Raw genomic sequence first — 21383 nt, forward strand, 5'->3', positions numbered from 1 at the left:
TTTGTTGCGCGCGCGAAGGAAACGGACAAGGGCGAGACGGACGCGGCTTGCTGAGCGGCCTGCCGTACGCCTTGTTGCACCCACTCGTACGATTGCCCTGAGAGCAGCGGTACTTGTGATGCCGGTGCGACGGGGACGGGATGAGCCATGGGGGCACAGGGAAACAGCGGATCCGGTCAGGGCGGCCGTTCTGATCTGCGCGTATCCAGCCACGATCTGACGAAGCTGGCCGACGATCTCGACGACGTACAGGACCACCTGGACCAGCAGGTGAAGCGCATGGACGCGATCGTGGACCGCATCGAGGCGGGCTGGCACGGCCCGGCGGCGACGGCATACCGAGAGTTCCACCGGGCGGCCGCCGAGGACGCCGTACGCATCCGTGACGTGATGAAGCACCTCGAACAGGCCGTGCGGTTGAGCCGGGACGGCTTCACGGAGCAGGAGTTGGACGTGCTCCAGCAGATGCGGCAGATCCGGGTGGACGTGGCGAGCGAGGCGGCCAGGCTGTCCACACCGCACCCGGACGCGGCCTCGGCCACTCCGTCCGCGCCGTCGCGCAGCAGCCTCGACTCGTTCTGAGATTTCTGCCAGAAGCCGTCAAGAAGCGCACTGCACAGCCGTAACGACCAACGGCCAACGACCAAGGGGGACCATGTCGACCGGGAACTCCGACGACGACCACATAGCCGTCTCGTTCGCGACCCTTCACGACCTCGCCGCCGAGCTGGAGGACATCCTCAAGAAGCTCAACGGCAAGCTGGACGGCCTGTACGACCGCGTCGTACCGGTCGTGCTGTCCTGGGAGGGCGAAGCCCGCGAGGTCTTCGTCGACAAGCTCGACGAGTGGGACCGCTCGGCCCAGGACCTCCAAGCCGCCCAGAAATGGCTGCACGCGTACGTGACCACCGGCCACGCCAACTATGCGGCGGCGCACCGGGCCGTGTTGCGGGGCTGGGGGGCCGCTTGATGGCCACTCCCACTCCCGAACCCAGTGCGTCGGCCAGCCCCTCTGCCGGCGACACCCATCCCGCTCCGAAGCCCACCGACCTCGAGCCCGAGCCGAGTCCTGGTACCTCCCCGGACCCCAACTACAAGCCCCCGCCCCCACCACCGACCGGCCATGACGGCCGTCCCTCGGACGCCCGCCGAGCGTGGGAGCGCGAGCAACTCAGACAGCCCGCGCCCGACAGTGGGGGCGGCTTCGACGTGAAGACCGCGCACGTCTACTACACGTCCGCGTTGATCCGTGACGAGCAGTTCACCTTTCACAAGGCGGCCACGGGGCTCGTGGACGACGTGCACCGTCGGCAGGCGGCTGGAAAGGGCAGCGGTGCCGACGACTTCTCCGAGACGTACGACGAGGTGGCCAAGGCATTCCTGGACGTGTGGGCCAAGGCTGTCGGCAGCATCGGAGGCGTCTCGCTCGGTCTGACCAACACCGCGAACAACTACGCGGCCGCAGACTGGCACTCACGCGGAATACAGGGGCCACCCCCTCGCAGGGACGCCCCGATCGGCGTCGGTAAAGTCCTGTACGGTCCGGTGGCCTCCATCAAATGGACCGGCACCGGCGACGGCACAGACACCGCCTTCTGGGCCGGAATCGGTGAACTGCCCGACCTACTGGCAGGTTTGATCAAGCCGGCTGTTGAGGACGGGTTGAGGCTCGGCAAGACCCACGAGATCACCCCGGGAGCCGAGACCGACGATCTGCGCGACATCGGAAACGCCTGGGAAGCCGCGGGGAAGTCGGCGCAGAAGTCCGCCGACCACTTCACCGAGTGCATCGAGTATCTGACCGACGGCAGCAACAGTGACTGGCAGAGCGCCATGAACGGCTTCTGCCAGTCGATCTGGGGTACCACGGCGTGGGGCGGGCGCCGGGACACCGACAACAACGCCGTACCCCCGAGCCAGTCAGGGGGTCGGGACTGGCGCACCAACTTCAAGGAGAATCCTTCCGCACGCCGCCCCATCATCGAGGTCCTGAAGAAGACCGGTGACGATATGAAGAAGGCGTTCCACGATGTGGCGGACGCCGCCGACAAGTGCCGGAAGACCACCGAACACCTGGCGACGGAGGCGACGAAGGCGACGGTCAGGGACCTCGTCCCGGATGGCTTCGGCTGGGAGGAGTTCACCAAGATGGCGGCCGTGCTCACCGTCGTGGAGATCACCGCCGTCTTCCGCTCGCACATGGACAAGTCGGGAGCCGACGCGGCGGTCGAGACCTGCCACAAGGCGTTCCACGACGGTGCGGAGCAGCTCCGCAAACTCCTCCCGGAGCTCAGGGAGGCCTCGCTCAGTGCTCCCACCTACGAGGCGGAAGAGGCACGCGCGGAAGCTTTCGGCGCGCGGTCCTTGAATGAATTCAAGCCCGAGCACAAGTGGTCCACTCCGGGGGACGCGGACCGCGGGGTCTACAAACTGGACCTGGCTTCCACGGAGTGGCTGGAGAACTCTCATACGGTCAGTAAGCACGTGGGTCTCACGGACGACCAGTTGGCACAGCGACTGCGGGACGACTTGAAGAAGCCGCCGCGGGAAGGGTCGGCTTGGCCCAACGGCCAACCCAAGGTCGCCGAGGCGTCTACTTTCAGGAACCTGGAATCGGCGCAGAAGATGACGCAGTACAACATCGACGAGAACGCCGATGTCATCAATAACTGGATCGCCGAGGACAAGCCCAAGAAAGGGGATCGGATGGACATCGCGGTGCCCGAGACCCCGTACGGCCACAGCGGCCGGAGTATTGGCAAGGAAGAAATCCAGGGCGACCCCTTCCCGGTCGACAAGGCGAAATATGTGGACGGCGTTGAGACCCGAATTCTCTACGACCCCGACCTCGACCCGCCCTTCACAGTGATGACCTCGATGCCGAAGAACGTGAAGAAGTAGGATGAGTCGCATGACGCACCCGGAAGCTCTCGAATACTCGAATTTCGCAGGCGCTCGCATGCTCTTGGAGCCGTACTACGGCTGGAGCAGAAGGATTCCTGATGAACCGTCCGAGTGGCAGAAGAAGCTGTTTCCGCTCATTCGCGGAATACGGACCGCAGAACAGGACGGCGGTCGAAACCTGCGCGAGATCGCTACCGAACTGCGGCTGGCGGCAGAACTCTTCGAGGAATTTCCCGGTGGATCTCACAAGGCGCTGAACAGGATTCCGTGTGCGGAAACCGAGGAGCGCACGTCCGAAGTTCTGCGAGAGATCGCTCGCCATCTTGAAGACTGGAACGCCGATTGGAGGAGGTACGGGGAAACACCCATGGATGTTTGGGAGCTGGGTCTCCGTTTCCCCCGCTTCAGTCAGATCCTGCCGATCTACTTCGGTCAGGACGGCATGGCCATCAGTGACGACATGCAGGACGCCACGGTGGAAGAAGGAATCCGCATGTACATCGATCAGACGCATCCGCGCTGCCCGTGGTACCTGCCCAGTGTTGTCGCCGAGTGTTACCAGGCACTTGCCCTGTTCCACACGGAGCACCAAATGGACCGGTTCTTCAGCCATGCGGCGATGGCCGGCGGCTCCGGTAGCGAGGATTTCCTCGACTTCTTCCCGTTGTTTGCCCGCCTGTGTATCGAGCACCTGAAGGAAGCCCACTCACCCCTGTGGGAACCTGAACAGAACTAGGGCAGGAGACAATCGGTCCATCATGCGTACCCGCTCCGCCACCTACCCCGACCGCGAGACCGCCCAGTGGGCCACCCAGCTCGTCGTCACCGCCAATGAGCAGCTCATCCACCGCTGGCTGGCCCAGGGCACTCGCCCCCGCCTGGCCATCGAGGCCTCTTGGCCGAGCCGCCCCGACCCGGTCGGCCGGGTGTTGCTCCAGGCGATGATGCTGGCGGGTCGCGAGCCCGTGGACGTACGTGCCGCGCGCGTGATCCTGAAGCGGGACGCGTCCCGGCCGCACGGCTTCGTCGTCCATGCCACCTTCCCCGTCTACCTGTAGAAGGCCGACTGCCGTGCCCTTGAGCCCCCTAGAACACGACCGCCGCTACGGTGAACTGGACCAGGTGATCCGCGCCTACGCCGGACAGTCGGCGGACGACACCCCGGACAAGCCCAGCCAGGCCCTGACGGCCTACCTCCGCCACACCTGGCACACCCGCCCTTGGGCGCTGGCCACGGCGGAGGCCGAGCTGAGGGAGTACGCCCGTAATCCACCCGGCCGGCTCCGCCTTCGCCTCGGGGAGTTCTACGCGATCCCGGACGTCGGGCTTCCCGAGTCGGACATCCAGGAGTGGCTGTCCTGCCTCGCCGACCACATCAAGGACAGCGTCGAGACCGGCGAGGCCCCGCCCCCGGCCACCCCCGACACCCACTGGGAATGGCACGCCCGCTTCCCCGAACTCGCTCAGCTCCTCGGCGGCTGGTTCTCCCAGGACATGCCGGACGAGTTCGACGACCACGACGCCGCCCTCGACGACTACGTCACGGGCACCCACCCGCAACTCATCGCCCGCCTCGTCGGCGAACTGCGCGAACTCCTCGCCCTGGACCTGGACGAGCCCGACTACGCCCTGGCCGTCGCCGAACTGGGCATGGAGGTCGACCCGCCCGCCCCCTACAGCCCCAGCGGCTGGCTCACCCTCGTCGCCGAACGACTCGCGACGCCGCGAGCGGACTACGGGCCTGACGCCGGTCAGTGAGGCGCGCGGCCCGTTCACTGCCCCACGTACGCCGCGAACGCCGCCCAGGCAGCCGGGGCGACCACGACCACGGGCCCGTCCACGTCCTTGTCCTTCGAGTCACGGACCGCGACGGCGCCGGGTATGTTGCGGGCGACTTCGACGCACTCCTGGCCGGCATCGCCGCCGCTGTAGCTGGACTTGACGAACGCGAAATCGAACTCGGTCACCGGGGCTACATCTCCTTGCGAATGGCTTCGATGAGGTCGAGGGCGTTGCGTTCCGCCAGCCCGATCCGCGCGATGCGGTCGAAGATCCGGCCGTGCCGGGCGGCATCCTCCTCGCTTTCCAACCAGAGCGTAGAAGACGGTACGTCCATATGTACGACGTCCAGCGCGCCAAGCTCGGCAAACGAGACGACGCTGAACGACCCGGTCATGCCGGGGTTCGCCCCTGCCAGCCAGGGGACCACCTGCACCTTCACCGTATCCATGTGCGCCAGGTCGAGCAGTTGCCCCAGTTGCTCCCTCATCACCTCGCGACCGCCAACGAGTTGGCGCAGCGCCCCCTCGTGGAGTACGACCCAGAGTTCCAAAGGTCGTTCCGACCGCAGTCGCGCCTGACGGGCCAGCCTCGCCTCAACGAATGGCTCGATCTCGCTCGGGTCCTCCCACGAACCGGCTCCGACGGCCACCGCCCGCGCATAGTCGGGGGTCTGCAACAGGCCAGGGATGAAGGCGAGTTGCCAGGTTCGGATGCTGGTGGCGATGTCCTCCAGGGCGACGTACTCCACCATGGCGGGAAGCTGTGGGTACTGGTTCCACCAGCCGTGGGCCTTGCGTCGCTCGCGATCCGTGCGGGCCAGGGTCAGCAGCCTCCCGATCGCGTGCTCGCCGGTCTCGCCGTACAGATGGCACAACGCACGGATGTCCGGGTCGCGGATCGGCACCAACCCGCGCTCCATCTTGGCGACCTTGGCCACCGACGCCGACAGTGCCTCGGCCGCGTGTGCTTGACGCAGCCCGTGCGCCTCGCGCATGCGCAACAGCTCGCCGCCCAGTCGTCGCGCCAGCACGGTCGACACGGACACGCCACGATCAGGGCTTCTGCCTGCCATCTCGCGTTCCCTCCAGCCGAGTTGGTCACAGTCTGTGCCGTCGACGCACTGTGAGCAAGCAAGTTCGAGTAGAAATTTATGGCCTCATAGTTGATGGCCCTCACGAATGACGCTACTTTTGGTGTTCGGACGGTTACTCAACGGCGCCAGGCGGCGGAAGCGCACCGTGCTCCCAAACGGGTACCGCGCGGCAGAGTCACCCCACCTGGCACCCCCCTCGCGCAAGGAGACGCCCCCCGTGACCAACTCCTGCCCTCCCCCTCGCCTCCCCAAGGGCGACGACCGCTACGACTCCGTGGACTACACCCCCTACCCGAGCAACATCCCCCGCGCCCGCAGACATGTCGCCCAACTCGCCGTCGACTGGGGTCACCCCGACATCGCCGGGGACGCGGCGCTGCTGGCAAGCGAGTTGTGCACGAACGCCCTGCTCCACGGATGCTTACGGGACCGCCTGTTCCGCGTCGAGACCTCGCTGATCGGCAACGCGCTGCGCGTCGCCGTGACCGACCCGAGGGGCGAGCGGCTTCCGTCTCCCCGCACGCCCGTCGCGGATGACCAGTTCGGCCGAGGCCTCCTCGTCGTCCGCACACTCGCGAACCGCTGGTCCGTGGAGAAACTCACCGTCGGCAAGACCGTCTGGGCGGAGCTGGACATGCGCGGGGATCTTGATGCCTGACCTGCTGAGCCGTCATCGGCAGGACCACTCCGCGGCGGCTGTGTGACGGCGCCTGCGGGGCCACGCATGCGGGGCCACGCACAAAGGCCACGTACACGGGGCCACGTAGGGAATGGCGAAGGCGCCGTCGCGATCAAGATCCTCATGGTCGGCAGCACGGCTGCCTGACCCCGGCGACTGTTCAGGGAGCCCAGGGGCATCCCCTCGCCCCGATGGCCCCGGACCCCGGTGGCCCCTCGCGCCCGGGTCGACAGGGAGTGGTGTTCCTGCATCCGTGCGCATGATCTTGGTCAGGTCTGTGGGACCGTAGGGCACGGGAATGGGCTCGGACACCCCGAGCGTTCCCCTATGGGAGTGCGCCGGAAGCCCCGGCGGACTGGATCGGGAGAGGGGCGGCGGCCCGCATCAAGGGCCCGCGTCACCCCGTGGTCACGGGCCGTCACCGCAGTCGGCCATCGTGGCGGACATGGCAGTCGGCCATCGTCCCGGACGCGACAGTCGGCCTTCGGCCCGGATGCGGTCCGGGCGGGGCGCGCATACCGTCTGGCTCAAGATCCCATCGTCCGGAAAGGCGGGCGAGCATACCCATCCCACCGGAAACCTATGCGGCGCGTGGCCAAGTTTCTTCCCCTAACGGGCTGAAGTTTTGTTGATCGTGGGTCAGTTGGCCGCCCCGCCGCCCTACCCTTCAAAGGGTGAACCAATTGATGTCCCGAGAGTACGAGGCCGATGTCCCCGGGGGAGCACCGCTCCCCGGCACCCTGCCCGACGCCCTGCGTGCCGAGCTGATCGCGTTCCGGCGCGACATGCACATGCACCCGGAGCTCGGCAACCAGGAGTTCCGCACCACCGCGGCACTCAAGGCACGCCTGGAGCGGGCGGGCCTCAAGCCCCGCGTGCTCGACATCGGAACCGGGCTCATCTGTGACATCGGGATCGACGCCGGTGAAGGTGCGGCGGCGGACGAAGGAGACGGCGCACGCGACCGCGTACGGGACCGTGCGGTCGACGGCGGACGCGGCATGCTCGCCCTGCGCGCCGACATCGACGCGCTGCCCATCCCGGACACGAAGAGCGACTGCGCGTACCGCTCGACCGTGCCCGGCCGCGCGCACGCCTGCGGCCACGACGTGCACACGACCGTCGTCCTCGGCGCCGGGCTCGTCCTCGCCGAGCTGCATCGCCAGGGACTCCTGCCGCATCCCGTACGGCTGATCTTCCAGCCCGCCGAAGAGGTGCTGCCCGGGGGCGCGCCCGACGCCATCGAGTCCGGAGTGCTGGACGGCGTGGGGCGGATCATCGGCGTGCACTGCGACCCGAAGGTCGACGCCGGACGGATCGGGCTGCGCCACGGTCCCATCACCTCGGCCTGCGACCGGCTGGAAGTCTCACTCGACGGCGCCGGCGGCCACACCGCGCGCCCCCATCTCACCACCGACCTCGTCACCGCCGCCGCGCGCGTCGTCACCGACGTGCCGTCCCTCGTCGCCCGGCGCGTGGACGCCCGCAGCGGGCTCGCGGTGACCTGGGGACGCGTCGAGTCCGGGCACGCCTGCAACGTCATCCCGCAGCACGCCGAGCTCTCCGGGACCGTCCGCTGTCTCGACCTCGAGGCCTGGCGGCAGGCGCCCGACCTGGTGCACGCGGCCATCGACGAGATCGCGAACCTGTACCGCGCCAAGTCCGAGATCAACTACATCCGGGGCGTCCCGCCGGTCGTCAACGACCCGGCGGTCACGGAGCTCCTCCATGACGCCATGACCTCGCGGCGCGGCCCGCACTCCGTCGAGGACACCGAGCAGAGCCTCGGCGGCGAGGACTTCTCCTGGTACCTGGAGCACGTGCCCGGTGCCATGGCGCGCCTCGGCGTCCGTACGCCGGGCGAGCGCACCACCCGTGACCTGCATCGTGGCGACTTCGACGCCGACGAGTCGGCCATCACGGTCGGAGTCGAGCTCTTCACCGCGGCGGCCCTGCTGGACGCGATCCGCTAGACGTGCCCCCGTGAGCGCGGGACGCTCAGTCGGAGACGCTGCACAAGTGACGTAGGGGTACCTGGTCCGCCGGTCCGCCCGATGCCCCGATCGGCACCCCTTCGTCCACTTGCGTCACCCCGCCGTAACGGGTGGCGGGCAAACGTAACCCGGTGGCGGCACGGTTCGGTAACGGCCCGGAGAAACCCCGTTCCCCTCCCCTTCTACGCGCGTTACTGTGCGCCGAAATCGCTGCGTCGGCGGCGTGTTGGGGAAGCGGACCGGCGACGGCCGTGGGGATGAAGGGTGCTTGCTGTGCGTCTGATGTCTCGGAGGACCAGGTTCTCTCAAGCAGCGGTGGCCGTCTCGGTCATCGCCCTCGCGGCGGTCGGTTGTGGCAAGTCGAGCACCGACACGAGCAGCGACTCCAAGAAGAGCTCGTCGGGTTACACCGGGAAGGGCATCGGTCTCGCGTACGACATCGGCGGCAAGGGCGACCAGTCCTTCAACGACGCCGCGTACGCCGGTTTCCAGAAGGCCGAGACCGAGTTCAAGATCGGCGGCCGGGACATCGAGCCGCAGGACGGCGAGTCCGACGCCGACAAGGTGCAGCGCCTGGAGCAGCTCGCCAAGTCCGGCTACAACCCGGTGATCGGCGTCGGCTTCGTGTACGCGCCGGCCGTCAAGGAGGTCGCGGCGAAGTACCCGAAGGTGACCTTCGGCATCATCGACGACGAGCAGGACAAGGCCGCGAACATCGCCGACCTGGTCTTCCACGAGGAGCAGTCCTCCTACCTCGCGGGTGTCGCGGCGGCGAAGGCCACCAAGAAGAACCACATCGGCTTCATCGGTGGCGTGGACATCCCGCTGATCCACAAGTTCGAGGCGGGCTTCGACCAGGGCGCGAAGTCGGTCAACCCGAGCATCAAGATCGAGTCGCAGTATCTGACGCAGACTCCCCAGGAGGGTGGCTTCGCCAGCCCCGACAAGGGCAAGGACGCGGCGGCCGGCCAGATCGAGAAGGGCGCCGACGTGCTCTACCACGCGGCCGGCCTGTCCGGTCAGGGCGTGATCTCCGAGGCCGCGTCCAAGAAGGTGTGGGCCATCGGCGTCGACTCCGACCAGTACGCGCAGAGCTCTCTGGCCAAGTACAAGGACTACATCCTCGGCTCGGCCCTGAAGAACGTCGGCGGCGCGGTGTACGACCTGGCCAAGTCCGTCGTCGACGGCAAGCCGCTGAGCGGTGTCGTGCGCGGCGACCTGAAGTCGGGCGGCGTCGGCTTCGCCGACTCCAACCCGAAGTACAAGGCCCTGACGGACGTGGTCGCGGCGGTCGACAAGGCCAAGCAGGACATCATCGACGGCAAGGTCACCGTCAAGACGACCCAGTGAGTCGCGCCTGTCGTCACTGATCACCGGCCTCGCGTCACTGATCACCGATGAGGGAGCCCCCCGCCCGACGTACGGGCTGGGGGCTCCCTCATTCATGCGTGCGGGCGTGCAGCACGTGCATGCGTTCATGCGGGGTCGTTCTGGCGCGACGGTGATCCTGGGGAAAGATCAAACCGGGCCAGAATCTCGCAAAGTACCATGGTCTGGTACATGGCATCGCATACATGGATGTCACGTCGATGGTGTGTCGGTACCGCGTCGGTACCGCGTCGACACCGCGCCCGGGAGCCGGGCGCCTTTGCCGAGCAGAAGCCCCAGGTGCGCCCCAGGTGCGTCCTAGGTGTTCGGAGATTGTTCGCCGAGGGTTCAAAACGGTCGGATAACACTCTGGCGACGTGGGTTCTCTGCTATGTCTACGCGCGTTACGCTGCGGCGGAATCAGCGCCTGGTTTGGGCGCCTGCACAAAGGAGTCACGTTCATGCGCCGGGTGTCCCGAATCGCGGTTGCGGGCGTTGCGACCGCATCCCTCGCCGTTGCTCTCTCCGCCTGTGGCGGCTCGTCCACCGAAGCCTCCAGTGGCGGCTCGGCCAAGACCAAGGGCATCGGCCTTGCGTACGACATCGGCGGCAAGGGCGACCAGTCGTTCAATGACGCCGCGTTCGCCGGTTTCCAGAAGGCCGAGACCGACCTCAAGATCAGCGGCCGGGACATCGAGCCGCAGGACGGCGAGTCCGACGCCGACAAGGTGCAGCGCCTGGAGCAGCTCGCCAAGTCCGGCTACAACCCGGTGATCGGCGTCGGCTTCGTGTACGCGCCGGCCATCAAGGAGGTCGCGGCGAAGTACCCGAAGATCACCTTCGGCATCATCGACGACGAGCAGGACAAGGCCGCGAACGTCGCGGACATGGTCTTCCACGAGGAGCAGGCCTCCTACCTCGCGGGTGTCGCCGCGGCGAAGGCCACCAAGAAGGACCACATCGGCTTCGTCGGCGGCGTGGACATCCCGCTGATCCACAAGTTCGAGGCCGGTTACGTCCAGGGCGCCCAGTCGGTCAACCCGAAGATCAAGATAGAGAAGCAGTACCTGACCCAGACGCCCCAGGAGGGTGGCTTCTCCAGCCCCGACAAGGGCAAGGACGCGGCCGAGGGTCAGATCGAGGCGGGCGCGGACGTGATCTACGCCGCCGCGGGTCTGTCGGGCCAGGGTGTCATCCAGTCCGCCGCCTCGCACAAGGTGTGGGCCATCGGCGTCGACTCCGACCAGTACAAGCAGGACGCGCTGGCCAAGTACAAGGACTACATCCTGACTTCGGCCACCAAGGACGTCGCCGGGGCGGTCTACAACCTCGCGAAGTCCGTGGCGGACGGCAAGCCCGAGACCGGCGTCGTCCGTGCCAGCCTCGCCACCGGCGGTGTCGGCCTGGCCGACTCGAACCCGGCGTTCAAGAACAACGCCGACCTGCAGGCCGCGCTGAAGAAGGCCGAGGCGGGTATCAAGGACGGCTCGATCACGGTCAAGACCTCCTGACCGGAGCCCTGATCCCGGCCCAGGTCACGACGTCATCACCAGACGTCGAAACCATGGCCATGGCAACGCTGTAATGGCAGCGTTACGGCCACGGAACGGGGCGTGGGGAGGATGACCTCCTCGTGCCCCGTTCGCGCGGCAGAATGCTCGGATCGGATCGGATCGGACCGAAAGCAGTCCGAAAAGAACCCGGTCCGTCCGAGTGGAATTCAAAGCAGGGGCGCTACGCGCGTAGATAGGCCCCTTTTCCAAGGAGAGTGCGCCATCGACGCGTCCAGCAGCCCTCCGCTCACCGCGCAGTCGACCGCGGTCGAGCTGGCGGGGATCACCAAGCGTTTCCCCGGTGTGGTGGCCAACCATGACATCCACCTGACGGTCCGCAAGGGCACGGTCCACGCCCTCGTCGGCGAGAACGGTGCCGGCAAGTCGACGCTGATGAAGATCCTCTACGGCATGCAGAAGCCGGACGAGGGCACGATCGCCATCGACGGTGAGCAGGTCAGCTTCTCGTCGCCCGCCGACGCCATCGTGCGCGGCATCGGCATGGTCCACCAGCACTTCATGCTCGCCGACAACCTCACCGTCCTGGAGAACGTGGTCCTGGGCAGCGAGAAGCTGTACGGCATCGGCGGTGGCGCCCGTAAGAAGATCAAGGAGATCTCCGACCGATACGGCCTGAACGTCCGCCCGGACGTCCTGGTCGAGGGCCTGGGTGTCGCCGAGCGTCAGCGCGTGGAGATCCTCAAGGTCCTCTACCGCGGCGCCCGCACCCTGATCCTGGACGAGCCCACCGCCGTACTGGTGCCGCAGGAGGTGGACGCACTCTTCGACAACCTGCGCGAGCTCAAGTCCGAGGGCCTGGCCGTCATCTTCATCTCGCACAAGCTGGGCGAGGTTCTCTCGGTCGCCGACGAGATCACGGTCATCCGGCGCGGTACGACGGTCGGCACGGCCGTCCCCGCCGAGACGACCCCCCGCCAGCTCGCCGAGATGATGGTCGGCAGCGAGCTCCCGACCCCGGAGACCGCCGAGTCCACCGTCACGGACAAGCCGGTCATCCAGGTCGAGGGCCTCACGGTCTTCGCCAGCGGTGCCCCCTCCCTCGGCGAGCTCGCCGAGCCGACGGGCGCCGGTCTGCTCTCCGAGGACACCGCCGAGACCGCCGCCGCGGTGCGGCGCATCCTCGACGACGTCACCTTCACCATCCACGCGGGTGAGGTGATGGGCATCGCGGGTGTCGAGGGCAACGGTCAGACCGAGCTCATCGACGCGCTGATCGGCCTCAAGTCCGCGGACGCGGGAGCCATCACCTTCCTCGGCGACGAGATCACGGGGTGGGCCACCCGCAAGCGCCGTGAGAAGGGCATCGGGTACATCCCCGAGGACCGCCACCGTCACGGCCTGCTGCTGGAGTCCCCGCTCTGGGAGAACCGCATCCTCGGCCATGTCACCGAGGCCCCCAACGCGAAGGGCTTCTGGCTCGACATCAAGGGCGCCCAGGAGGACACCAGGCGGATCGTCGAGGAGTACGACGTCCGCACCCCCGGCATCGACGTCACCGCCGCCTCGCTCTCCGGCGGCAACCAGCAGAAGCTGATCGTCGGCCGCGAGATGAGCCACAAGCCGCGCTTCCTGATCGCCGCCCACCCCACCCGCGGTGTGGACGTCGGCGCGCAGGCCGCGATCTGGGACCAGATCCGCGAGGCCCGCCGCGAGGGCCTGGCCGTGCTGCTGATCTCGGCCGACCTGGACGAGCTGATCGGCCTGTCGGACACCCTGCGGGTGATCTACAACGGCAGGCTCGTGGCGGACGCCGACCCGGCGACCGTCACCCCGGAGGAACTCGGCTCGGCCATGACCGGCGCCGCCTCCGGACACCTGGAGCACGTAGCGGAAAGCGCCGCCCCGGAGGACGAGGCCCGATGAAGAAGTTCGACAAGGAGCGCGTGCTCCTCGCGGTGGCCGGCCCGGTCATCGCGCTCGTCGCGGCGATCGCGCTGACCTCGGTCGTGCTGCTCGCCTCGGGCAAGAGCCCGTTCGAGCCGTACTCGCTGATGCTCCAGCAGGCGACGTACTCCGACGTCCAGGTGCTGATCCTCAACCAGGCGTCGCTGTACTACCTGGCGGCGCTCGCGGTGGCCATCGGCTTCCGCATGAACCTGTTCAACATCGGTGTCGACGGTCAGTACCGCCTCGCCGCGATGATGACCGCGGTCGTCGGCACGCACATCGCGCTGCCCGGCGTCCTGCAAGTGCCGATGCTGCTGCTCGTCGGCATGCTCACCGGTGCCTTCTGGGCCGGTATCGCGGGTGTCCTGAAGGTCACCCGGGGAGTGAGCGAGGTCGTCGCGACGATCATGCTCAACGCGATCGCCACCAGCCTCATCGGCTACCTCACCCTCGACAACATCTGGGGTGTGCAGGTCGGCAACAACAACACGACCGGCGTCATGAAGAAGTCCGGCTGGGTTCCCGGCATCAACCTCGGCTCGGACGTCGGCGAGATCTACGGCCTGGTCTTCCTCGCCGTCCTCATGGGCGTCCTGTACTGGGTGGTCCTCAACCGCACCCGCTTCGGCTTCGACCTGCGCGCCACCGGTGCCTCGGAGACCGCCGCCGCGGCCTCCGGTGTCGACGCCAAGAAGATGGTGCTCACCGCGATGCTGATCTCCGGCGCGGTCGCGGGCCTCTCCGGTCTGCCGCTGCTGCTCGGCGACGCCCACAGCTACAGCCTGAGCTTCCCGACCGGACTCGGTTTCACCGGCATCACGATCGCCCTGCTCGGCCGCAACAACCCGGTGGGCATCGCCTTCGCCGCCCTGCTGATCGCCTTCCTCGACAAGGCGTCCCCGGCGCTCGACTACGCGACCCCGGTGGCGTACGAGAAGGAGATCGCCACGATCATGCAGGGCCTGATCGTCTTCGCGGTCGTCATCTCCTACGAGGCCGTACGTGTCTGGGGCCTGCGCCGCCAGCAGAAGCGGGTCGGTGAGGAACTGGCCGCGGCCGCCGCCAACAACAACTCCCCGAAGGAGGTGGCTGCCCGATGAGCACCGCGACCGTCGCCAAGCCGCAGGCGCAGCAGCCCGGCAAGGGCAGCCGCCGATTCTCGCTCCCCGTGCTCCTGCTGATCATCGCGGGCGTACTCATCCTGACCTCGGTCGTCCGCCTGATCACCGGCGCGGACGGCATCACCTCGACCGGACAGATGTCCACGGCGCTGCGCCTCGCGGTGCCGATCGGCCTCGCGGGCCTCGGCGGCCTGTGGTCCGAGCGCGCGGGCGTCGTCAACATCGGCCTCGAAGGCATGATGATCCTCGGCACCTGGTTCGGTGCCTGGGCCGGCTACCAGTGGGGTCCCTGGACCGGTGTCGCCTTCGGCATCATCGGCGGCTGCCTCGGCGGCATCCTGCACGCCATCGCCACGGTGACCTTCAACGTCAACCACATCGTGTCCGGTGTGGCCATCAACATCCTGGCGCTCGGCACCACCCGCTACCTCTCCAAGTTCACCTTCGAGAACGCGCCGCAGGGCTCCTCCAAGCAGTCCCCGCCGATCGACTCGCTCGGCACCTTCGACATTCCGGGGCTGTCGAGCGGTCTGGACACGCTCAACGGGAAGCACTGGTTCCTGATCTCGGACATCGCGGGTCTGCTCGGCGGGCTGGTCACCGACCTGTCGCCGCTCACGGTCGTCGCCGTGGCCCTCGTACCGGTGACGTGGTGGGTGCTGTGGCGCACGTCCTTCGGCCTGCGGCTGCGCTCCTGCGGCGAGAACCCGATGGCCGCCGAGTCCCTCGGCGTCAACGTCTACAAGTACAAGTACCTCGCCGTGATCATCTCCGGTGGCTTCGCCGGCCTCGGCGGTGCCTTCCTGTCGATCGTCGCGTCCAACGTGTACCTCGACGGACAGACCGCGGGGCGCGGCTACATCGGTCTCGCCGCGATGATCTTCGGTAACTGGATGCCGGGCGGTCTCGCCCTCGGAGCGGGTCTGTTCGGTTACACCGACAGCCTCAACCTGCGCGGTGGCACCACCAACGTGCACGCGCTGATCCTGCTGATCGCGATTCTGCTGGTCTTCGGCGCCGCCTACCTCGCGTGGAAGAAGCGGCTCGTGCCCGCGGTGATCACCGCCGCGGTGTCGGCGCTGATGTTCGTCTGGTACGCCACCACCAGCGATGTCCCCAAGCAGGTCGTGAGCGCGACGCCGTACATCGTGACCCTCCTCGTTCTCTCGCTGTCCGCACAGCACCTGCGGATGCCGAAGGCGGACGGCATGCCGTACCGGAGAGGACAGGGCAAGTGACGTCCGCCGACGCCGGGCCCACGGCCGTCGACTGGGAGGCTCTGCGGGAGCACGCCCGGGACGCCATGTCCCGGGCGTACGCCCCCTACTCGGGCTTCCCGGTCGGTGTCGCGGCCCTCGTCGACGACGGCCGGACCGTCACCGGCTGCAATGTCGAGAACGCCTCGTACGGGCTCGGACTGTGCGCCGAGTGCGGTCTGGTCTCCCAGCTGCTGAACAGCGGTGGCGGTCGGCTGACGCACTTCACCTGCGTCGACGGACAGGGCGAGATCCTCGTCCCGTGCGGTCGCTGCCGCCAGCTGCTGTACGAGTTCGGCGGGGCCGAGCTGCTCCTGGAGACCCCGGCCGGAATCGTGCCGCTCTCCGAGATGCTGCCGCAGGCCTTCGGGCCGGAGAATCTCACCAAGTAACGCCTGCGCGGCCCCTCCCGACGACCGGACGATGAAACGACCGATCGGGAGGGGCCGCGGATTTTCGGAAGTCTTCGGAAGGAAAGCCATGGCCATGGACGCCGTCTCCGTCATCCGCACCAAGCGGGACCGCGCCGAGCTCAGCGACGCGCAGATCGACTGGGTCATCGATGCGTACACCCGCGGCGAGGTCGCCGACTACCAGATGGCCGCCCTCAACATGGCGATCCTGCTCAACGGCATGAACCGTCGCGAGATCGCCCGCTGGACCGCCGCGATGATCGCCTCCGGCGAGCGCATGGAGTTCTCCTCCCTCTCCCGCCCGACCGCCGACAAGCACTCCACGGGCGGCGTCGGCGACAAGATCACCCTCCCGCTGGCACCGCTGGTCGCCGCCTGCGGCGCGGCGGTCCCGCAGCTGTCCGGACGCGGCCTCGGCCACACCGGCGGCACGCTGGACAAGCTGGAGTCGATCCCCGGCTGGCGCGCCCTGCTGTCGAACGAGGAGATGCTGAACGTCCTCGACACGACCGGTGCGGTCATCTGCGCGGCGGGCGACGGCCTGGCCCCGGCGGACAAGAAGCTCTACGCGCTCCGTGACGTCACCGGCACGGTCGAGGCGATCCCCCTCATCGCCTCCTCCATCATGTCGAAGAAGATCGCGGAGGGCACGGGTTCGCTGGTCCTGGACGTGAAGGTCGGCACCGGCGCCTTCATGAAGACCATCGAGGACGCCCGCGAACTCGCCTCCACGATGGTCGGGTTGGGCACCGACCACGGCGTGAAGACGGTCGCGCTCCTCACGGACATGTCGACCCCGCTGGGCCTGACGGCGGGCAACGCGCTCGAGGTACGGGAGTCGGTGGAGGTCCTGGCGGGCGGCGGTCCGGCCGACGTCGTCGAACTCACCATCGCCCTGGCGCGCGAGATGCTGGACGCGGCGGGCATCAAGGACGCCGACCCGGCGAAGGCCCTCGCGGACGGCTCCGCGATGGACGTCTGGCGCCGCATGATCGCCGCGCAGGGCGGTGACCCGGACGCTGCGCTGCCCACCTCCCGCGAGCAGCACGTGGTGACGGCCCCGTCCTCCGGCGTCCTGACCCGCCTGGACGCCTACGACATCGGCATCGCCGCCTGGCGCCTGGGCGCGGGCCGCGCCCGCAAGGAGGACCCGGTGCAGGCCGCCGCGGGCGTCGAGCTGCACGCCAAGCCCGGCGACACCGTCACCGCGGGCCAGCCCCTGCTGACCCTCCACACCGACACCCCCGAGCGCTTCGAGTACGCCCTGGAGTCGGTCGAGGGTTCCTACGACATCGCGGCCGCGGGCACGGACTACAAGGCCACGCCGGTCGTGCTGGAACGTATCGCCTGACTCCGTACGGCAGTTGCCCCGTCCGGCAGCTGATTCCGTACGGCGGTGGAGGGGCCGGCGTGTCCGCGCCGGCCCCTTTCGCGTGCCCGGTGCGTGTGCCGTCAGCCGAGTACGGTCGCGATCACCACCAGCACCGGCACCGACAGGATCGTCGACAGGAGGATCGACTCGCGAGCGAGGGTTTCGCCGACCCGGTAACGCGAGGCGTAGGTGAAGAGGTTCTGGGCGGCGGGCAGCGCCGAGGTGACCACGACGTCGAGCAGCGGCGCGCCGTGCAGCCCGAACAGGCCCATGGCCAGGGCCCAGGCGGCCAGCGGCTGGCCCACCGACTTCAGGGCGACGGACAGCAGCACCGGGTAACGGTCCGCGCCGCGGCCGGGTAGCGTGCTGCCGCACAGCGAGATGCCGAACGCCAGCAGCACCGCGGGCACCGACATGTTGCCGATCAGCGTGAGCGGGTCCATGACCGGTCCCGGCAGCGTCAGACCGGTCGCCGACACCGCGACCCCGCTCAGCGAGCCGACCGCGATGGGGTTGCGCAGGGGAGTGATCAGCCGCTGCCACAGGGGACCCTTCTCGCCGTCCCCCGACAGGTCGAGGACGGTGAGCGCGATGGGCGTGACCATGATCTGCTGGAAGAGCAGTACGGGCGCGACGAGCGAGGCGTCCCCCAGCACGTATACCGCGATCGGGATGCCGAGGTTGCCCGAGTTGACGTAGCTGGAGCAGAGGGCGCCGATCGTCGTCCGGCCCACGCCCCAGCCGCGTACGACCCCGATCGCGACGAAGACCCCGGCCGCCGCGGCCGTGCTCATCGCCGTCACCAGGAGTCGGCTGGAGAAGATCACCGACAGGTCGGCCCGGGCGAGCGTGGTGAACAGCAGGGCGGGGGAGGCCACGTGGAAGGCGAGCTTCGTCAGCACCTCCCGCCCGTTCTCCCCGAGATAGCCGCGGCGTCCGATGAGGTAACCGACCCCGATGACGACGGCGATGACCGCGAAGCCCGTCAGCACGCCTTGCACGGTGCCTCCTTCGATCCGAGGAGGCCGTCGGGTATCACGGAAGGCGCTGATTCATGGGGCATACACCCAACCCTCTGGGGCGGGACGGTCGCAGGTCAATGTGATCCTTTGCGGGCGCGCGCCTCGAACGGGTCGGTCCTGCGCGATGAGTTCCGTGCCACCGGCCGGTCTACTGACTGTGGACGCCACGACACCCGCCGTACTCGTGCTGCCCGGCCCTGTCACCCGTGACCAGGTGCCGGGGCTCTGCGACGACGTGCGCGCGCGGCTGGCGGCGACCGGTGCCGGGGTGGTGGTCTGCGATGTCGCGGGCCTCGGTCCACCCGGCCTGGCCACCGTCGACGCCCTGGCCAGGATGCAGCTCGCCGCCCGCCGGGCCGGGGGCCGCGTCCGGCTGCGCGCCGCGGCCCCGTCTCTCCTCCTGCTTCTCGATCTAGTCGGACTCCGCTTCGAGGTGGAGGGGGAGGCCGAAGAGCGGGAACCAGCGCTTGGTGTCCAGGAAGCAGTGGAACCCGGTGATGCGGCCGTCTGAGATCTCCAGCGCCTGGATCGCCCAGGCACTGAAGCCGCTCTCCTCCGGATCCGGCTTGTAGTGCGCGAATCCCGGCAGACCGTTGACCGCGACCGGCAGCAGGCGCGAACCCGCGCAGGAGGCACCGAGGGTCGTCATGAAACCGGTGATGTCGCCCGTGCCGCGCAGCCACAGGTCGAACGGCGGCATCGTCATGATCGCGTCCTCGTGGAGCAGCGCGGTCAGCGCCGTCATGTCGTACCCCTCGAACGCGGCGACATAGCGCTCGAGCAGCTTCTGCTGCTCCTCGTCGAGCGGGTCGGAGACGGCTGCCTCGGCGCTGTCGCTCTCCGCGAGGGTCGCGCGGGCCCGCTGCAGCGCGCTGTTGACCGAGGCGACCGTCGTGCCGAGCAGCTCGGCGACCTCCGACGCCTTCCAGGCCAGGACCTCGCGCAGGATGAGCACGGCGCGCTGCTTGGGCGGCAGCTGCTGCAGGGCGGCCATGAAGGCGAGGCGCACCGACTCCTTGGCCACCGCGGCCTCGGCCGGGTCACTGATCGTGGGCAGCACACGCGTGTCGGGCATCGGCTCCAGCCAGACGTTGTCCGGGCGCGGGGTGAGCGCCGCCTGAGCCAGGGGTGAGGGACCGCTCAGATCCATCGGACGAGCCCTCCGGTTGCCCGCGTTCAGCATGTCGAGGCAGACGTTGGTGGCGATCCGGTACAGCCAGGACCGCATCGACGAACGGCCCTCGAACTTGTCGTAGCTCCGCCAGGCGCGGATCATCGTGTCCTGCACCGCGTCCTCCGCCTCGAAGGAGGAGCCGAGCATCCGATAGCAGTACCCGGTCAGCTCGACCCGGTGCTTCTCCAGCCGCACGTCCAGATCCGTCGTCGCCGTACCGTCGCTCATAGCCAACCCACCCCTGTGGCCGTTCCCGTCGCACCGCCGCCTCGTTGCACCGGCACTTCGGAAGCTACCGCAGCCCACTGACAATGGCCCCAGGAGTGGGAAAAAGCGGAGCTCAGACCAATTGCTTCATGGACATGAGCAAATACTGACAACAGGGTCCGGCCATGGGGAACGTAGGAGCGTCCGGGACGTTCAGTGTGCCAGGGCCGGTTCGCGGCGGGCCTGGGTGCGGGCCGCGTGGGAGCCGAGCAGGGTGATCGTGACGACGCCGAGGACCGCGAACAGTCCGAGTGCCACCGTCCCGGCCCACCCGCCCGCGTGGAAGGCGACCGCGCCGAGCGTGCTGCCCGCGCTGGAGCCGATGTAGTACGCGGACTGGTAGAGGGCGGAGGCCTGGGCGCGGCCCTGCTTGGCGGTGTGGCTGACCGACGAGGACGCCACCGCGTGGCCCGCGAAGAAGCCCGCGGTGATCAGCACCAGGCCGAGCAGGACGAGGGGGAGGGAGTCGGCCAGGGAGAGGAGCAGGCCGGCGGTCGTGGTGCCGCCCGCCAGGTACAGGGAGCCGCGCCGGCCCAGGCGGGCGGCCAGCCTGCCCGCCGTGGACGCCGACACCGTACCGACCAGGTACACCAGGAAGATCGAGCCGATGATGCCCTGGGGGAGGGAGAACGGGGCCTCGGTCAGGCGGTAGCCGATCACCGTGTAGACCCCGCCGAAGACCATCATGAACAGCGCGCCGATCGCGTACAGCCGGCGCAGCAGCGGGTTCGCGAGGTGGTCACGGACCGTACGGGCCAGCACCCGCGGCCGCAGCGAGCCGGGCGTGAAGTGCTTCGGCGCCGGCAGGAGCATACGGAAGGCGACCGCGCAGGCCACCGCGATGATCCCGATCGCGGCCACGGCCACCCGCCAGCCCCACTCCTGCGCGACCCAGCCGGTGATGACCCGGCCGCTCATCCCGCCGACGCTGTTGCCCGCCACGAAGAGACCGATCGCCGTGATCAGGGCCTTGGGGCGGACCTCCTCCGCCAGATAGGCCGTCGCGGAGGCCGGAAGGCCCGCCAGCGCCGCGCCCTGCACCGCCCGCAGCGCGACCAGCGCGCCGATCGACGGGGCGAAGGGGACCAGGAGACCGACCGTCACCGCGACCGCCAGCGACGCCGTCATCAACGTACGCCGTCCGAACCGCTCCGACAGCGCGCTCATGGGGAGGACGAACAGCGCCAGCGCACCCGTCGCCGCGGACACCGTCCAGCTCGCCTCGCTCGCGCTGACCCCGAAGTCCGTGGAGACGAGCGGGAGGAGGGCCTGCGTGGAGTAGAGGAGCGCGAAGGTCGCGACGCCCGCGAGGAAGAGCGCGAAGCTCATGCGGCGGTAGCCGGGCCCACCTGGGGTGAGACGGGAGTCGACGGCGGCGGTGGAGGACGTGACGGAGGAGGTGGCGCCCACGGTGATGGACGCCCCGGTACTGGCGGAAGGCATACTCCGAAACTAAAGAGCCGCCGTTCATCCGTCC

21 protein-coding genes are annotated in these 21383 nt (G+C 68.5%); 16 read left to right on the top strand and 5 right to left on the bottom strand.

The features are described from left to right. Positions 1 to 147 precede the first annotated feature (147 nt). The 6 genes from ACZ69M_RS18000 to ACZ69M_RS18025 all read left to right on the top strand — a co-directional run bounded on the left by ACZ69M_RS18000 (position 148) and on the right by ACZ69M_RS18025 (position 4662). On the top strand, positions 148 to 582 hold the full coding sequence (locus ACZ69M_RS18000; RefSeq protein ID WP_470050854.1) for a WXG100 family type VII secretion target: 435 nt from the start codon (positions 148 to 150) through the stop codon (positions 580 to 582). A 73-nt stretch (positions 583 to 655) separates the two neighbouring features. Continuing rightward, a complete protein-coding gene (locus tag ACZ69M_RS18005) occupies positions 656 to 970 on the top strand; it encodes a WXG100 family type VII secretion target (protein ID WP_355425535.1) in 315 nt (104 codons plus the stop codon). Continuing rightward, on the top strand, positions 970 to 2901 hold the full coding sequence (locus ACZ69M_RS18010) for an RNase A-like domain-containing protein (protein WP_470050857.1): 1932 nt from the start codon (positions 970 to 972) through the stop codon (positions 2899 to 2901). Before ACZ69M_RS18005 ends, ACZ69M_RS18010 begins: the two co-directional genes overlap by 1 nt. 10 nt (positions 2902 to 2911) lie before the next feature. Further along, a complete protein-coding gene (locus tag ACZ69M_RS18015; RefSeq protein ID WP_470050859.1) occupies positions 2912 to 3640 on the top strand; it encodes a hypothetical protein in 729 nt (242 codons plus the stop codon). A 22-nt stretch (positions 3641 to 3662) separates the two neighbouring features. Then, entirely contained in the window at positions 3663 to 3962 is a 300-nt protein-coding gene (locus ACZ69M_RS18020) for an RNase A-like domain-containing protein (RefSeq protein ID WP_060900024.1), read from the top strand. Positions 3963 to 3975: 13 nt separating this feature from the next. Beyond that, complete coding sequence (locus tag ACZ69M_RS18025) at positions 3976 to 4662, top strand: contact-dependent growth inhibition system immunity protein (protein WP_470050861.1); 687 nt, start codon at positions 3976 to 3978, stop codon at positions 4660 to 4662. A gap of 14 nt (positions 4663 to 4676) precedes the next feature. On the opposite strand, the gene ACZ69M_RS18030 is transcribed toward ACZ69M_RS18025, so the two are convergent. Both ACZ69M_RS18030 and ACZ69M_RS18035 read right to left on the bottom strand, forming a co-directional pair. Beyond that, positions 4677 to 4871, bottom strand: a complete 195-nt coding sequence (locus tag ACZ69M_RS18030) for a DUF397 domain-containing protein (RefSeq protein WP_470050863.1) — start codon at positions 4869 to 4871, stop codon at positions 4677 to 4679. A gap of 5 nt (positions 4872 to 4876) precedes the next feature. Next, positions 4877 to 5758, bottom strand: a complete 882-nt coding sequence (locus ACZ69M_RS18035; protein WP_470050865.1) for a helix-turn-helix domain-containing protein — start codon at positions 5756 to 5758, stop codon at positions 4877 to 4879. Positions 5759 to 5996: 238 nt separating this feature from the next. On the opposite strand from ACZ69M_RS18035, the gene ACZ69M_RS18040 reads away from it, so the two are divergent. The 9 genes from ACZ69M_RS18040 to ACZ69M_RS18080 all read left to right on the top strand — a co-directional run bounded on the left by ACZ69M_RS18040 (position 5997) and on the right by ACZ69M_RS18080 (position 17422). Next, complete coding sequence (locus ACZ69M_RS18040) at positions 5997 to 6437, top strand: ATP-binding protein (protein WP_470050867.1); 441 nt, start codon at positions 5997 to 5999, stop codon at positions 6435 to 6437. A 707-nt stretch (positions 6438 to 7144) separates the two neighbouring features. Continuing rightward, the gene (locus ACZ69M_RS18045) at positions 7145 to 8431 is read left to right on the top strand and encodes an amidohydrolase (protein WP_470050869.1); all 1287 of its coding nucleotides are present in this window, start codon (positions 7145 to 7147) and stop codon (positions 8429 to 8431) included. A 303-nt stretch (positions 8432 to 8734) separates the two neighbouring features. Beyond that, the gene (locus ACZ69M_RS18050) at positions 8735 to 9802 is read left to right on the top strand and encodes a BMP family lipoprotein (protein ID WP_470050871.1); all 1068 of its coding nucleotides are present in this window, start codon (positions 8735 to 8737) and stop codon (positions 9800 to 9802) included. Between the two features lie 479 nt (positions 9803 to 10281). Next, a complete protein-coding gene (locus ACZ69M_RS18055) occupies positions 10282 to 11331 on the top strand; it encodes a BMP family lipoprotein (protein ID WP_352049135.1) in 1050 nt (349 codons plus the stop codon). Positions 11332 to 11442: 111 nt separating this feature from the next. Then, the gene (locus tag ACZ69M_RS18060) at positions 11443 to 13257 is read left to right on the top strand and encodes an ABC transporter ATP-binding protein (protein WP_470050981.1); all 1815 of its coding nucleotides are present in this window, start codon (positions 11443 to 11445) and stop codon (positions 13255 to 13257) included. Continuing rightward, on the top strand, positions 13254 to 14381 hold the full coding sequence (locus tag ACZ69M_RS18065) for an ABC transporter permease (RefSeq protein ID WP_470050874.1): 1128 nt from the start codon (positions 13254 to 13256) through the stop codon (positions 14379 to 14381). The genes ACZ69M_RS18060 and ACZ69M_RS18065 overlap by 4 nt, the downstream gene beginning before the upstream one ends. Beyond that, positions 14378 to 15640 (top strand): ABC transporter permease, encoded by a 1263-nt coding sequence (locus ACZ69M_RS18070; RefSeq protein WP_470050876.1) that lies wholly within the window; start codon positions 14378 to 14380, stop codon positions 15638 to 15640. The genes ACZ69M_RS18065 and ACZ69M_RS18070 overlap by 4 nt, the downstream gene beginning before the upstream one ends. Continuing rightward, positions 15637 to 16050: a cytidine deaminase gene (locus tag ACZ69M_RS18075; RefSeq protein WP_470050878.1), complete on the top strand. Its 414-nt coding sequence runs from the start codon at positions 15637 to 15639 to the stop codon at positions 16048 to 16050. Before ACZ69M_RS18070 ends, ACZ69M_RS18075 begins: the two co-directional genes overlap by 4 nt. A gap of 88 nt (positions 16051 to 16138) precedes the next feature. Next, complete coding sequence (locus ACZ69M_RS18080) at positions 16139 to 17422, top strand: thymidine phosphorylase (protein WP_470050879.1); 1284 nt, start codon at positions 16139 to 16141, stop codon at positions 17420 to 17422. 101 nt (positions 17423 to 17523) lie between these two features. Here ACZ69M_RS18080 and ACZ69M_RS18085 read toward each other — a convergent pair whose 3' ends face one another. After that, positions 17524 to 18444 carry an AEC family transporter gene (locus tag ACZ69M_RS18085; RefSeq protein ID WP_470050881.1) on the bottom strand — a complete coding sequence of 307 codons (921 nt, stop codon included), beginning with the start codon at positions 18442 to 18444 and terminating at the stop codon, positions 17524 to 17526. A gap of 145 nt (positions 18445 to 18589) precedes the next feature. Between ACZ69M_RS18085 and ACZ69M_RS18090 the strand changes: the two genes are divergently transcribed. Next, positions 18590 to 18976, top strand: a complete 387-nt coding sequence (locus tag ACZ69M_RS18090; protein ID WP_470050883.1) for an STAS domain-containing protein — start codon at positions 18590 to 18592, stop codon at positions 18974 to 18976. Here the strand turns inward: ACZ69M_RS18090 and ACZ69M_RS18095 are convergent. Both ACZ69M_RS18095 and ACZ69M_RS18100 read right to left on the bottom strand, forming a co-directional pair. Then, positions 18878 to 19867: a sigma-70 family RNA polymerase sigma factor gene (locus tag ACZ69M_RS18095; protein WP_470050885.1), complete on the bottom strand. Its 990-nt coding sequence runs from the start codon at positions 19865 to 19867 to the stop codon at positions 18878 to 18880. The two genes, ACZ69M_RS18090 and ACZ69M_RS18095, sit on opposite strands and share 99 nt — an antisense overlap. A gap of 192 nt (positions 19868 to 20059) precedes the next feature. After that, positions 20060 to 21349 carry an MFS transporter gene (locus ACZ69M_RS18100; protein ID WP_470050886.1) on the bottom strand — a complete coding sequence of 430 codons (1290 nt, stop codon included), beginning with the start codon at positions 21347 to 21349 and terminating at the stop codon, positions 20060 to 20062. Positions 21350 to 21383: the final 34 nt, after the last annotated feature.

The organism is Streptomyces sp. NPDC107454 (genome assembly GCF_055582885.1).